Source organism: Paraburkholderia sp. JHI869 (genome assembly GCF_038900775.1).
Lineage (GTDB): Bacteria > Pseudomonadota > Gammaproteobacteria > Burkholderiales > Burkholderiaceae > Paraburkholderia.
Map to the genome: position 1 here is coordinate 213,256 of NZ_JAYMSC010000012.1, position 13,396 is coordinate 226,651.

10 protein-coding genes and 3 pseudogenes are annotated in these 13,396 nt (G+C 60.1%); 10 read left to right on the top strand and 3 right to left on the bottom strand.

Annotation, left to right across the window (positions count from 1 at the left end; all coding sequences use genetic code 11):
* The first annotated feature begins 193 nt into the window (after positions 1–193).
* Positions 194–883: a hypothetical protein gene (locus VSR72_RS21715; RefSeq protein ID WP_342954386.1), complete on the top strand. Its 690-nt coding sequence runs from the start codon at positions 194–196 to the stop codon at positions 881–883.
* Between the two features lie 176 nt (positions 884–1,059).
* Here the strand turns inward: VSR72_RS21715 and VSR72_RS21720 are convergent.
* A pseudogene (locus tag VSR72_RS21720) lies at positions 1,060–1,315 on the bottom strand (IS5/IS1182 family transposase); the annotation flags it as partial.
* Positions 1,316–1,319: 4 nt separating this feature from the next.
* On the opposite strand from VSR72_RS21720, the pseudogene VSR72_RS21725 reads away from it, so the two are divergent.
* Positions 1,320–1,457 (top strand): annotated as a pseudogene (locus VSR72_RS21725) (IS5/IS1182 family transposase); the annotation flags it as partial.
* Between the two features lie 487 nt (positions 1,458–1,944).
* Here VSR72_RS21725 and VSR72_RS21730 read toward each other — a convergent pair.
* Positions 1,945–2,580 (bottom strand): CYTH domain-containing protein, encoded by a 636-nt coding sequence (locus tag VSR72_RS21730; protein WP_342954387.1) that lies wholly within the window; start codon positions 2,578–2,580, stop codon positions 1,945–1,947.
* Positions 2,581–2,855: 275 nt separating this feature from the next.
* Between VSR72_RS21730 and VSR72_RS21735 the strand changes: the two genes are divergently transcribed.
* The 8 genes and pseudogenes from VSR72_RS21735 to VSR72_RS21770 all read left to right on the top strand — a co-directional run bounded on the left by VSR72_RS21735 (position 2,856) and on the right by VSR72_RS21770 (position 12,061).
* Entirely contained in the window at positions 2,856–3,881 is a 1,026-nt protein-coding gene (locus tag VSR72_RS21735) for an IS110 family transposase (RefSeq protein ID WP_342954388.1), read from the top strand.
* A gap of 395 nt (positions 3,882–4,276) precedes the next feature.
* Positions 4,277–4,930 (top strand): hypothetical protein, encoded by a 654-nt coding sequence (locus tag VSR72_RS21740; RefSeq protein WP_342954389.1) that lies wholly within the window; start codon positions 4,277–4,279, stop codon positions 4,928–4,930.
* Positions 4,927–6,870, top strand: a complete 1,944-nt coding sequence (locus tag VSR72_RS21745) for an integrase (RefSeq protein WP_342954390.1) — start codon at positions 4,927–4,929, stop codon at positions 6,868–6,870. Before VSR72_RS21740 ends, VSR72_RS21745 begins: the two co-directional genes overlap by 4 nt.
* A 2-nt stretch (positions 6,871–6,872) precedes the next feature.
* The gene (locus tag VSR72_RS21750) at positions 6,873–7,820 is read left to right on the top strand and encodes an ATP-binding protein (protein ID WP_342954430.1); all 948 of its coding nucleotides are present in this window, start codon (positions 6,873–6,875) and stop codon (positions 7,818–7,820) included.
* Entirely contained in the window at positions 7,801–9,252 is a 1,452-nt protein-coding gene (locus VSR72_RS21755) for a hypothetical protein (protein WP_342954391.1), read from the top strand. Before VSR72_RS21750 ends, VSR72_RS21755 begins: the two co-directional genes overlap by 20 nt.
* Positions 9,253–9,968: 716 nt before the next feature.
* On the top strand, positions 9,969–10,193 hold the full coding sequence (locus VSR72_RS21760) for a hypothetical protein (protein ID WP_342954392.1): 225 nt from the start codon (positions 9,969–9,971) through the stop codon (positions 10,191–10,193).
* Positions 10,194–10,485: 292 nt separating this feature from the next.
* Positions 10,486–10,602, top strand: a pseudogene (locus VSR72_RS21765) (DNA adenine methylase); the annotation flags it as partial.
* A 1,231-nt stretch (positions 10,603–11,833) separates the two neighbouring features.
* Complete coding sequence (locus VSR72_RS21770; protein ID WP_342954393.1) at positions 11,834–12,061, top strand: hypothetical protein; 228 nt, start codon at positions 11,834–11,836, stop codon at positions 12,059–12,061.
* Positions 12,062–12,131: 70 nt separating this feature from the next.
* On the opposite strand, the gene VSR72_RS21775 is transcribed toward VSR72_RS21770, so the two are convergent.
* Positions 12,132–13,268, bottom strand: a complete 1,137-nt coding sequence (locus VSR72_RS21775) for a sensor histidine kinase (RefSeq protein WP_342954394.1) — start codon at positions 13,266–13,268, stop codon at positions 12,132–12,134.
* Between the last annotated feature and the right edge of the window lie 128 nt (positions 13,269–13,396).

Genomic DNA, 13,396 nt, shown 5'->3' on the forward strand with positions numbered 1-13,396 from the left:
GGGCGCTCTCCGTTGCGTGACGACGATAGTAACGCGCGGGAGCAGACGATCACGCGCGCTTTCAGCCCGGACGAGATCTCGTCGCAAACACCGCGCATACCTGATGATCAGCAGGATAGATGCCATCTCGAAGGCGCTGCGAGACAATTGATACACGCCGCGAACATCGACATTGACAGGTACGGCGAAGACGATGGACGAGTTGATACCTTGCGAAGTCCGTAATTTTGTGCGACGAAGCCCGCAACTAGCCCTTTCGGGGGGACTGTTTTTTGGCGGAATTTTGGGGCTTGCTTACAACGTCCCGGCGATAGCAGGCTCACTGTTCGGCGCGGGCGCGACGATGCTCGGCGCGTGGATAGTGCTATGGAACACCCAGCGGGCTAGCGCCGAGGAAAAGGCGCTCCGCGAGACCGAAGCGAAGCGATATCTGACTCCCGAGCTGAGCCGCGTGGTCACGCGATTGCTGTTTGTCCACCAAAGAGCACTCGCGAACATCGACTTTCTGCCTATCATGCCTGTTCTCTACCCAAGCGCTCCGCAGTTCCACAACCTACGTGGAGACGATGCCATTGCACTGGTAGAGCTTTATGATTCACTGCATGTTCTGGTAAGCACCGTCACCGACTGGCACGGACGAGAGTCCCAGCAAGCCATTAATATTTTCAACGTGATCCTGCATGCGGTCGAACAAAGCATGAAGCAAGCTCAAATCTGCGTTGAGCGTTTCGACTTCGATGACATATACCCGACCCAACATGCCGCTGTGGGGCCAATCTCCCAAAGGCTCGCGACGGCGCTGAAACAGAGCGATCAGGCGCGCGAAAACCACAATAAGCGCCTCGAAGCGGAAAAGAACAACGTTCAGAAGGCCCAGCGATAACACCAGCGCCTCAACGTCTGGAGAGACGGAATGGAAAGTGGAAGCGTGTCGGCCATCATATCGGCCGCGTCAGGCCTCAAAGGGGTGATACTGGGCGGGACGATCACAGCACTCAAGGAATGGCTGATCCACCGGTCGCATTCGAAGATGGCGTTAGCCAGTGCTGCGGAGCTTGGAACGTAGACAAAGTCGCGCTTGGTAAAGAGTCCTTTCTTCCTTGACGCTGAAGTGAGGGTTTTCGGGAGATACGCTGTGATCCCGGCCAGCTCGCATGCGCGGATATCCGGACCGCTGAAGTAGCCCCGATCAGCCAGTACCTTCAGCTTGGGCTTACCCATCGCCTTCTTCGCCGAAGCAGCGATTCTGCCGAGTTTGTCCGTGGTCACCGCAATCATTCGTCACGTCGTGTTCGACGATCAAATGATGCTTTGTATAGCAATTGAAGAAAGAGCCGGACAGGCAGTTGTCGCTTACCGACCCGGATTCTCGTTCCATGACCAGTGGTGGAAAAAGAACCGGAACGGTAGGCTACAACGTTCAGGTCGCCGTAGAGACACTCAATCATTGGCTTCTGTCCGTTCGTTGAGTCTTTTCGCAAGCTGGCTGGATTCGCCGGGTCAGGACTCGGTCAAGAGGCGCCCCGGGGTAATTGTCGGTGATCCAGGGAAAGACGTCGAATGACTGAAAGTGGCCGACGTTCAGTTTAGGCGATCCATGCGTTTTCACACGGCCTCGGCGGCCATAACCGCGGTCGCTGTCCAGTCTCCAAACGTGAGGAATCCTGATATGGAAGGCTTGCCCACCACGTCGTGACTGGTTCCCGGCCACCTTTGCCACGGCTTCGCCGCGGGGTCGGGAAGGGTCGCTTCGCGCGCCAGCGTGAAACGCAGGGAAAGGCTGCCGCGCCGTAGGCCACGGCAATGCCTGCTGCAAACATCAACACAGCGAAGCGATCTTGCAATGGGGGCAAGGGCCTTCGCCGCATCGCGCGGCGATTGCGTGGCCCGGTGGGAACGCTTCCTCGACAGAATCGCGCCTCCCGAGACGGACAGGCCGGGCTTTCATGCACTCGTCGTGCTCGGCGACAAGTAGTCCGTAGCCAACATCCGCCTTGCTGCGGCGGTCGATGCGAAGCGGCGCCGTGCGCAGGAGTTCGAGCGCCACGGCATAGAGCGCCTGTGGCTGGCCCTGCTCAAGCTCCAGTTCGACTGCGGCAACGCGCACGGATCCCGCAGGCGCGTCAACGGTACTGTCATCGAGCGCCACTTCAATTCTGTCTTCTGCCGACGAGCGCAACGCGATAGTTGACCGGTTGATCCGGGTGACGAAGGGGCAAGCCTGGCGGCAACGACGTCATCCCGAACGAGCCTGCCGCAATCCGTATCGGCGGGTAATGCGTCACGCAGGAGCGTCAGGTCTGGCGTGTCGCGATCAACCGGCATTTCGAACTCGTCCCGGTCGAACATTCCCGCTTGCGCCGGGCTGTCAAGCTTCAATGTCTGGATTCGCTCCTGACCGACGCCACGTATTCGCAACGACGCTCCGCACTGGTGAAATGCCAGTTCCGGCGTATCGAAGTAGGTGCTGGTCAGCAGCCTGGCTGGACTGGCGCGGGGCTTGCCATGCGCGAGCAGAGGCGCCCGGCGCAGTTTGGCAAGATACCCGGAGGCGATCCTCAGTTTGAGTTCCCGTTCCATGGTGCCTCCGTTCCCGTACTGCTTCCCAGACCTCCTGAAGGCAGCAAGTTTCAGTCCGGCCCATGGCGTCCGGTGCGGCGGAGTTGCCGTCTCGTGGATCGTTCATCAGCGGCTCTCCTCAGTCGTCCCGCGAAGTGATGTTGCTTCATCCTCCCCCAAAGAAAGCCCCGTGATGCGGTAAGCCAACTCGCCCGTGTCTTCAACTAATGACATGGTCCGCCCCGCCTCATCGGCTAGGTTACCCTGACGGAGCTCATTCGGAACCGGAGACCATCATGGACCACGCGACGCTCGTTGGAATCGATCTTGGCAAACATAGCTTTCACCTTCACGGTCAAGACCAAAACGGCAAGGCCGTGTTTCGCAAGAAGCTGGGGCGCAAGCAGCTGGTTGAATTCTTCGCGACTCACGCGGCCTGCACCGTCGTCATGGAAGCGTGCGCCGGCTCTCATCACATGGCTCGCAAGCTGGCCACATTTGGCCACGAGGTCAAACTGATTTCGCCTCAGTTCGTACGGCCTTTCGTCAAATCAAACAAGAACGACTTCGTCGATGCCGAGGCGATTTGCGAAGCCGCATCGCGACCGGCAATGCGGTTCGTGACGCCGAAGACCGAGTCGCAACAGACGCTTTCGATCCTGCATCGCGTGCGTGAATCGATGGTGCGGGATCGTACGAGGACGATTAACCAGATGCACGGCTTCCTGCTCGAGTTTGGCGTCAGCCTGCCAGTTGGCAGGACCGGCATAGTAAGACTACCAGAGCTTCTCACTCTGCATGCTTTGCCGCCGCGGCTGATTGCGGTTCTCGAACGGCTGCACGAGCACTTTAAGTACCTGCAGGAGCAGATAGGTGAGATCGATTGCGAGCTTGCCCGGCAACTCGCTGACGACGATACCGGGCAGCGACTCATGAGCATCCCCGGAATCGGACCGATCACCGCAAGCGTGCTTGCCGCAGAAATGGGCGACGGGAAACAATACGGATGCGGTCGCGACTTCGCGGCATCGGTTGGTCTTGTTCCACGCCAATACAGCACAGGTGGAAGGTCCAACCTGCTCGGGATCAGCCGGCGAGGCGACAAGCACCTCAGGTACCTGCTGGTGCTGTGCGCCCGAGCCTACATGCAGCGCCTAGAGAAGCAAACCGGTCGCCTGGCCGAATGGGTTCGCACGATGCTGACACGACGGCATTCCAATGTGGTGGCGTGCGCACTTGCCAACAAGCTGGCCCGAACCGCGTGGGCGATCGTTGCACGCCATACCACGTTCAATGCAGAGTTCTCGGGCCTCACAAGATAAAAGAACGCAGTTTTATTGTTATCAACAAAACACCCCACTGGTTTTGCGACGACTGAAACTTGATGACGTGAACGGCACACCGGCCTGACGAACAACCTGGAAAGTAAAGAGGCTTCTCAAAGCCGCTCAACTTTATAGGATCCTCAGGCGCGAATATCATCGTGGCGCGGGGAGCAGTCCCCACAACGACGCCGGATAGATTTAGGCAAGCCAACGCGATATCGATGTTCAGGGTTGCAAAAATGGGGCGGACCATAGATTTAGGCAAGCCAACGCGATATCGATGTTCAGGGTTGCAAAAATGGGGCGGACCATAGATTTACTTTCCGGGAATGCGAACTAAACTCGGATCTTGTTGACGAAGCGAAGTAAATCTGGAACGTTGCGGAGGAGTGATGGTGGCTCCGGTCGATCCTGCGCTACAGTTTGACTTTCACCCGATCGCCATTCAGCGCTCGAAGTGGACGCACCAGTTCCACGTTTGGAGCCCCAAGCTTGCCCGACGCCTTTCGCTTTATTCGCATGCGGCTGTCGACTTCTGGGCGATGATGGAGTCGTACGCTTCGGTTTTGACATTTTGCGAGTATCCGGGACACGTTATTGTCGACCGGAAACCCCGTATTGCGGACTTCGTGCTTCGCCGGAAAGACGTCACCGAGTTCGTTGTGGTGGAAACCACCCCCCTCGCCGCGATCGATGCCGACGCGCTTGAAATTCTTGATCCACTGCCCATCACGACCGTGAACGCCGATGTGCTTAAGCCGCACCGCGTGTGGATCGACAACTGGCTGCGCATGTTGCCGTATGTCACGAGCAACGGCCGGTTTATATCAAGCGACTTCCTTGACCGGATCGAACACGGCGTAACGTTGCCGAAGGCTCTGTACGCCATCGAGTACGACGCACTGCCAACCGATCCAGTCCTGACGCGAACCGCTGTCTTCGATCTGACTCGACGCGGTCGGCTTGTGAGCCCGGATCTGCGCACCGGCGAGCTGAACAGGCATACGCGTTTCAGGCAGGTTGTCGCGACAGAGGGCGGAAAGTGAAAGCGCCGGACTGCCTTACGCGTCGGGCTCTCGCCCCGGAGCTGCGTGATCTGCACATCTGGCCGACAGTCGATGCGTCTGCACTGCCCGAAGCGCGCCGGACGATTTTTCTTCGCCGTGAACACGCGATCCGTCAGTATCTGGAAAACCGCAGCCTGACACTGATCGAGAGTGCGACCGGCATCCGGCGCGCGCAACTGTACCGCCTGCTCGCCCGCTGCACCACGCTGCATGACGACGGGCGTATCCAGGGCTTCCGCGCGCTGGTACCTCACGTGCGCACGCGGGGCTATGTGCGGACCCGGCCCATGCAATCGCGCATCCCCGGCAATCGGGGCGGCGCGGCAGGCGCGATGGCGCAGTTGCTCGCGCGGCATGAGGTGCTGGTCGAGTTCCTGCAAAGGCAGATCCAGCTACACAAGGTGCACTTCGGCGCGCGTGGCGAACTGCGCGGCCTGCGTGCGACGCACCGGGAATTTCTCAACCGCTGTCGCGAGCTGAATCTGACAGGCAGGCATTATCCCTTCAATCAGGATCTTCAGGGCATCCGCAGCCTGGCTGCAGCCATCCGGCGCCTGGTGGCAAACCAGACATTCGCGCAGGCGGCGCGAGCCGCAGGCGCGCAGCGCATCCAGCCACTTCGCCCTCCACCGGATCAGATGTCGCGCCCGCCGGTCACGCGTCCGTTCGAAGCAGTCGAGTTCGACGGACACAAACTGGATATCCGCCTGCACATCCGGATGACGGATCCCATCGGACTCGAGAGGGATATCGAACTCGAGCGCGTGTGGCTGCTCGTTGTCCTCGATGTCTGTACACGGGCGGTGCTGGGCTGGCACCTCGCGCTGGCCACCGAATACAACCGGCACGACGTCATCCGGACCGTACAGAACGCACTGCAACCCCGCCGCAAGCGGACTACATTCTCGATCGCCGGTTTGCGTTACGAATCGCGCGCCGGGTTCATCAGTGAGGCCGTTCGCGACGCCGAATATGCGACGTGGGACTGGTTACGCTACGACAACGCGCGCAGCCACCTTGCCGGCGAGACACTCGCCACCGTATGCGACATGATCGGCAGCCACGTCGATGCCGGCCCCTACGCGGAGCCCAACGAGCGGCCGTACATCGAACGGTTCTTCGGCACCGTCGGCAGCACGCTGTCGCATCGGCTTCCCGGTACAACAGGCTCTAGCGCCCAGGATGTGCGGCGGGCCCTGTGCGATCCGGACGGAAACCGCAGCCTTCTCGTGAGCAGCGAAGAGCTTGCCGAATTACTCGACGTGAGCTTCGCGAACTACAACGGAACACCGCATGACGGCCTGGGCGGGCGTTCCCCCATTGAGATGATGCAGCATTTCGCACAGAAGCCTGGCGGGCTATGGCGAACACTTGCCGAACGCTATCGGCAAAACCTGATGCTGCTGCAGCCCGTTCATGAGGCCATTGTTCGCGGCAACCTGCGTCGCGGCGTGCGTCCCTATGTCAACCTTTACGGCGTCCGGTATTCCAGCGGCGTGCTCGGAGAAGCAGCCGGCCGGATCGGCAAGCCGTTGCGAATATACTTCGATCCCGAGGACATGCGTGTCGTGACGGCGTTTCTCGCCAGCGGTGAGGAAATCGGTCCGCTCAGGGCGGCCAGGCCTTGGGACCAGACACCTCACTCGTTGCGGCTTCGACAGGAAATCCTGAGGCTGAAGCGCCTGAAGGAAATCGACTACGGAGACCTCTCCGATCCCGTAGAGGCCTACCTCAAGTATCAGCGACGCAAATCCCGCGCGCAACGACGGCGAATGCCCCATCGCGTCGCCGAAGCTGCACGTGCCGTTGAGCAGCGCGACAGGCGTGACGAAATCGCGGCGGCACCAGCATCGACGGAATCGGACAATATCCCTGCCGTGAGCCTGCCCGAGCTCGGCAAGGGGCAGATTTTTCGTTGACCATGGCGACCGACTCATTACGGCCATCGCCGATCGATGAACATCCGGTTGTGCTGCGCAGATATCGCATCCCGACCCCATCGATCGCGCAATTCTATGCGTTGCTGGTACGCTGCCTGTCGTTGCGTACTGGAGCGATGGTCTACGCCCGCTCCCGGGTCGGCAAGACCTATGCGATCCTCTTTCTGGAATCACTGCTCGCTTCACAGCGCCCGGCCCTGCCGATCCTGCGCATGCGCTGCCAGCACAAGCGCATTGCGACCGAGACGGCTTTCTTCAGCGCGCTGCTGACCATGGCCCGGCACAAGGCGAGTTCCGGACGCGATCCGACACAGCTGCGGCACCGGCTCACGCAACGATTGCTGGAAATCGCCGATCAATCGCACAGCAGCGATATCCTCGTTTTCCTCGACGAAGCCCAGCATCTGGGCAGTTCGGAGTTCGAGTGGCTGCGCGACATTCACGACGAACTGGAACTCGAAGGCGTACGCCTTGTGACAATGCTCGTCGGCCAGCCCTCGCTGCGGGCCAGGAAGAGCATTTTCCAACGCGACGGAGAAGAACAGATTGTCGCCCGTTTCATGACGGAGGAACTTCCCTTTCACGGCGTGCGTTCCGCACACGAGTGTTCAGCCTGCCTGCAGGGATACGATCAGGGCGAATATCCCGAGAACTCCGGCTGGACGCATACGCGCTTCTTTTTCCCGCGTGCCTGGGGCGCCGGCATGCGCCTGGCCGCCGAAGGCGGTGCCGCATGGGAAGCGTTCGACGACGCCCACAAACGGGCTCAGCTGGTGGGGGAACTGGAGATACCGATGGAATTCTTCACACGCGCGGTCCAGCACATCCTCTATCAGTATGCACAGCGCGATTCCACCAGTTTCGCCTTTTCCAGGGCAATCTGGGACGAAGGCGTCGACGTGTCCGGCTATGTCCGCGCCAGAAAGTGATGATGCCCGGCCGGTGGCTGGAACGTTGCCGTGGCAGGAGCGCAATCCGATCTCCGTCGCTCACAGGACAACGTATACGACGCGTGCGGCATGGACCTGCGAGGTCGAGTCTGCATGGTCGCGGTTCGCAAAATTTCAGCTGCTCAACCGCCTGAGCTGGACACAACTCGGCGAGGCGCTGGCGATCCTGCCAGCCATCAATACGGGCGAGGGTATTGACCTCCGGGCGGCCGATGCGTTCCGGCTCACCGACCTGGCCGACACCCTGCATATCGGATTGCACGACATTGAACATTCGTTTTGCACTGCAAATCGCGGCGATTCACTGCTCGATGCGGCGAGCCCGTCGTTGCGATTCTGCCTGACCTGCGCTTCGACAGGCTTTCATGCAACGCTTTTTCAGTTCACAGCGTTCCGGCGCTGCCCCATTCACGGATGTGAGCTGTGTGAGGCCTGCACCAGTTGCGGACAACCGCTCGCTTACCGCCTCGGCGCGGGCCTCGTACGCCATCCGTACGCCTGCCCGTCCTGCGGCCGCTCGCTGCTCGCCGCTGCCTCGCTTCGCCACCTGCTCGCAAATGCCGGTACCGAGACGACCGGGCTGGATCGCCTGCGCGCATGGCACGACTACTTCTTCCGGTATTTACAGTTGCTCGGTCCAGGCAGGCGGCGTATCCGCGACGAGGCCGGACAGTATCTTCCCGGCGACGAAATCCAGGCGTGCTCGGATATTCCCCGTCGCCTAGCGTTTATCGGCGAACTGGAGCGACACCTTCGCAGTCCGCCAGAGTTGCCCAGCGTCGATCCCGTACCTGGCGCCAGTGCACGAAGCGGGGGCGGCTCTCGTCCGGCAGTGCGGCAGCCGTCCCGCTGTGCCTGGGCAGCCGATTGGCCACACGTCGACCACACATGCGTCACGCTGTGCGCCATTTATAGAAAGATCCGGAAAAATCGTGTGCGCCGTCTGGCGCGTTCAATCCGGCCCGTACAGCCAGAGGACGGCTCCGTTCGCCATTCGCCCGAATTCGGGTTGTTGCTGTGCGACGGCAATACCTCTGCCCGATCGATTGCCCTGCTGGGATGGCGCCTGACCTGGGAGCGGCGCTTCAGCATTCAGACACTCACGCGCTGCCAGGGAAATTATCCGCCTTTTGGATTGCTTGAATGGCTGGCCTTCATGCCCGCCCATTTGCCGCCCTCAGTCGCCCCGCAGGAGTGGCTGCATCGCCATTTCGTTCACGCTCTGGGTCAAACCTGGAACGCGTGGTGTGCAATCTCATCCGGGATGCAGGAAAACGGCTGCTACGTCCTCTCGCCGCTGCTTTTCCCAGCTCGCCTGCTCTGGCTGGATTTTCCCGACATGCATGTGCCGGAGGTTGCAGATCCCCGCACGCGTGTTGCCCTGCATAGAGAAACTGCAAACGACACCTGACATGATTTCGAATGCGGCGCGAGTCACGCTCATTGTTGCCTCAGTCACGCAGCCAATGACTGCATAGCGATGCTTCCAGAATGCGTCTCGACGACCGTCGGCGAAGGTGCGTCGCCAACTCGCGGTACCGGTAAATGCCGAAATGGCTGATCGTTGCGCTCGTGCTAGGATTTCCCTAACAGGGGAGGAAAAGCGATGACAGTACACGCTATAACTGCGGTTCGGATGGCCGGGAATTCGCAAAGGGTCACACACGTGCTTTGGGGCCAGGTGTCCATGAGTGGAGAACAATTTGAGGTCGCTCCGCACCCATCGCCTGTAATCGAAGTGGTGGATGCACTGGCTAAGGGCGACACCGTAGTAACAGTCTTTCCACTGGATGGACAGCGTGTCGCCGGCCCAGAGGTCCGACGCGTTATCGACGAGGCTGGACGCGAAGGCATTGAAATGGTGGTCGCTGATTCCGATGCGGGTCGAACGCTCGCGGACCTGCCACGGCTTGATCACGAATAGGGCGCTAACCGGGTCGGCTCCATCGGGCGCAGTACCCCCGCCCATGTGCTGACGCCAAGCACTTGCCTTGAGTGATTCGGTCCCCGTCGATGGGAATGGGTTACCTGTTCGGATACGTCCTTTGATGCCTATCGCGGCTCGGAATTTGCGCATCGAGGGACAGCCATAGGTAAATCTTCCCGCCGGGGGAAAGGAGTTAAGTCATGAACGACCGAACCATTTGCATAGGCGCCCAGGAATACAAGGTGATCGCTGTGTCGAGCGGTCTGGGGCGCTGGATTGCGCGCATCGTCCACACTGACCACGCGGCTTGCCCGGCCACCATGGAGGTTGCCGATATTCAAGGTGACTTCGGAACAGTTGAAGAGACCCTTGATTCCGGCGTCCGCCTTTGCAAGCACATGGCGAAGCGTTTCGCGGTGCAATAACTGCTCAAAGGCCCCACACGCTTGTCACAGATGAACACGCTTTACCTCCCGCGCAGTCAATGCGCTCGATCTCCACGATGATCAGAGCGTTGGCTCGCGCCCCGGTGTCGATGGCCTCCACCATAGCGCAGGCCACGGCCACAGAAAGATGTTGTGAGGCACTGAAAGGCTTGGAACGCGTAGCAGGCAGCGGCGAGTGCCATGTCGCCAGGAGAATTCTGATCGTCTTGCGTGGCCGCCCTCCACCTGCCGCGCTCGCTCGGCTAGCACATCGCGCTCTGCGTCGCTCATCCATATCGAAACCGTCGACATTTGTTACACGGTCGGCGGCTGTGGGCGCGAGGCGGCGCGCAAGGAGGTAATTCTCTTCAGTTGGGACGATGCAGCGCAGCCGGCGGGGCTTTTCTAGGTTGCGCCTGCCAAGCCAGCCCCCCGTACGCGGGGGCTGGCTTGCTGCCGGTGGGGGAGCGGTCATTGTGCTCGCTCAATGGTGGGCTTACAGCTGCCCCCGCCGAGCGCAGATCGCTTTGATACGCAGGATCGCGAACTCCTCTCTAGCGCCTGGCATATTTTGTAGAATGCACTCGTGGTACGCCCTCTCACGTGGCAACAGCATTTCACTGTTTCGATACAGTTGGTAGCATGACTGCTGTATATAGTTCGATGCAATAGAGCTGCGGGCATCGCGCAAACCGATCAGCATACAGTCGTCATAGGATGACGGACCGTCAGCTAACGCCGGATGCATAATTAGCAGGCCCAGCAGGCCGATCGCAGTCCGTAGGGTGCGCGTCCGTATGACATTCTTATGCATGGCATTCTTCTCTGTCTGTGTGAGTTTGCACGGCGTGGACCGCAGCGCCGCCTTGGCGGCAGTTTATCAAAGGGCGCAGATTCGGATTTAAGTCATGTTTCGTCGCGTGCATGCGATCGACACGCCGGACGTCCTGGACACCCTGACCAGCTTGTCGCGAGCGGCTTCGTACGTCGCTCGTCGCGTTTCTCGTCAATCACAATTGGTACCTGAGGTCCTTGGCTGCCCTCGATCACCAGAGTCAATGTGGCGGTGTCAGCGTGGACACCTACTTTCTGTTCGTCGATGGACGGTGTCTTTTATGGACCGCTTACGCTCATCCTTTGTACAGGTTTGCCGATAGTCTCTGACGTCAACTGCGCGACCGCACCTGTGGGTAAGTTCGCGGGAGTTTCCAAACCTGCACGCTCGTAAGGCTGCCTAGGTGTAGACTGAACTGGCTCGACGGGTGCTGCTCCCACCAGGAGGGACGCATAGCCATTGTTGCCATCCCGGGCGTGCGTCGGCACCTCATAAGGAGGTGGCAACTCGTCGAGCCATGCCTACACCGCGCTGCCAGACCACATCTTGCCCACAGCGTGAAGCGCAGTTCGAAGCGGTCCACACCAGCTGCGGCAGCAGGAAGCACCGGGAGCCGCGTAGAGCGGCGCCAGAATCGGAAGCAGCGCGCGCCAAGGGCACGTCTCGGATATGGGGCGTCCTTGTCAGCCCGGTGCGGGAAGTCGATTTCAGCACATGCATAGCATTATGCGGACGCTTGCATTTTGTGCTGCGCATGTTATTTGCGCATCGCCGTTCGTCATGCGAAAACCTTCCGGAGCCAGCCATGCAATTCATTGTTCGTTCTTGCCTGATCAGCACGAGCGCAAGCATCGATAACGGGAAAATTGTGGCCAATGCGAGAATCTTCGTTCCGGCGTCAGATGGTTCACTCGAAGACGATGTTCACGACCTCTGCCTCGATGAAAATTTCATCGATGAGAATGAGGCTCTGGCTTTTGCGCGCGAGCGTGCAGTGGGCTGGGTTGAAGAGCACTGTGTAAGCGAAATGTAGTCCGCGCATATCTGCCCGTGTCCGCAAGTTTCGCGTAGTCAACTTGATCGCAGGGCACAAGGGCTCACGTTCACACCGTTCGCGAGCTGTCGCGCGGCAGCGTCGCGGTAAACGTCGTGCCGTCGTTCTCCGATCTCACTTCCAGGGTACCACCGTGTGCCAGCGTAATCTGGCGAGCAATGAACAACCCCAGCCCCAACCCCGCACCGGCGCGGCGTGGTTCCGCGTCCAGCGGCGTGCGCGTCAGCGGATCGAAGATTGACTTCAATGCGGCGGCTGAAATCGGCTCACCCTCGTTGAAGACTGAGAGCTGCACCGCATCGTCAAGCCCGTGAGTGGTAACCGTGATAGGGCTTCCGGCTCGCCCGTGATCGATTGCGTTTTGCAGCAGATTCGTGAGCAATTGGCCGAGCCGAATGCCGTCCCAGTTGCCGGACAGATCACCGTCTGACAGCCAGCGCACGGTTTCGTTGGGGTGGAGCGCTTCGATTTCCGTGATCGCTTGCCGGCAGATATTTCCAACATTGGCCGGTTGGAGATGGACCGGCAGCATGCCGCCCAGGCGCGTACGTGTGAAATCCACAAGATCCTCGATGATGCGCTGCATCCGCGCGCCGCTGCGCTGCACGGTGGCGCTGACGCGCAGCACCTGCACGGGGATTTCTTCCGCCTGCAACAGATACTGTGCGGACATTGCGATCGCCCCGAGCGGGGTACGCAGGTCGTGCGCAAGGATGCCGACAAAAAGATCGCGTGTGCGCTCCACCTCGGATGAGTAACGGGACGCGGATTCGGCCAGCGCCTGGTCAACCGCCTCGTCAAAGCGCACCAGCTCGGCCAGAGCTTCCACCCCGCCACACGTCCCCGTGGCCAGCCAGTGTCGAACCACACTGGCACGCAACGCCCGGTATTCCGCAATCAATTCATTGAGCGAAAAACCTTGTTCGAACCGCTGCTCCGCATGCGCGCGCGCTTCGCGGATCATGGCCGGCGCATTGGCGGGGCGTTCGCCGTAGCTTTTCGCCGACTGTTCCGTGTCGCTTTGCGATGTGCGCATGTCCTGCGCGATGCACATGAACAGCCGCTGCGCCGAATCCCGGAGGTGCGCCGTCGATATTGTCGGTGCAGCGCCAAGTCGACGGGCCTGGTCCACCCAGTCAGCAAGGAGGAGGTCAATGTTCGCATCAATGAAATCGGCTAGGGGCATACGGCATCTCCCTGAAGCGGACCTTGGCTACAGCCCTCAGCGCGGGCTAAGCATCAGAGGGCAATTCCTTCGGGTACGAGAGCGCTACTATTTGCGTCGATAACGGCATCAATGAATCTAATGGTCTC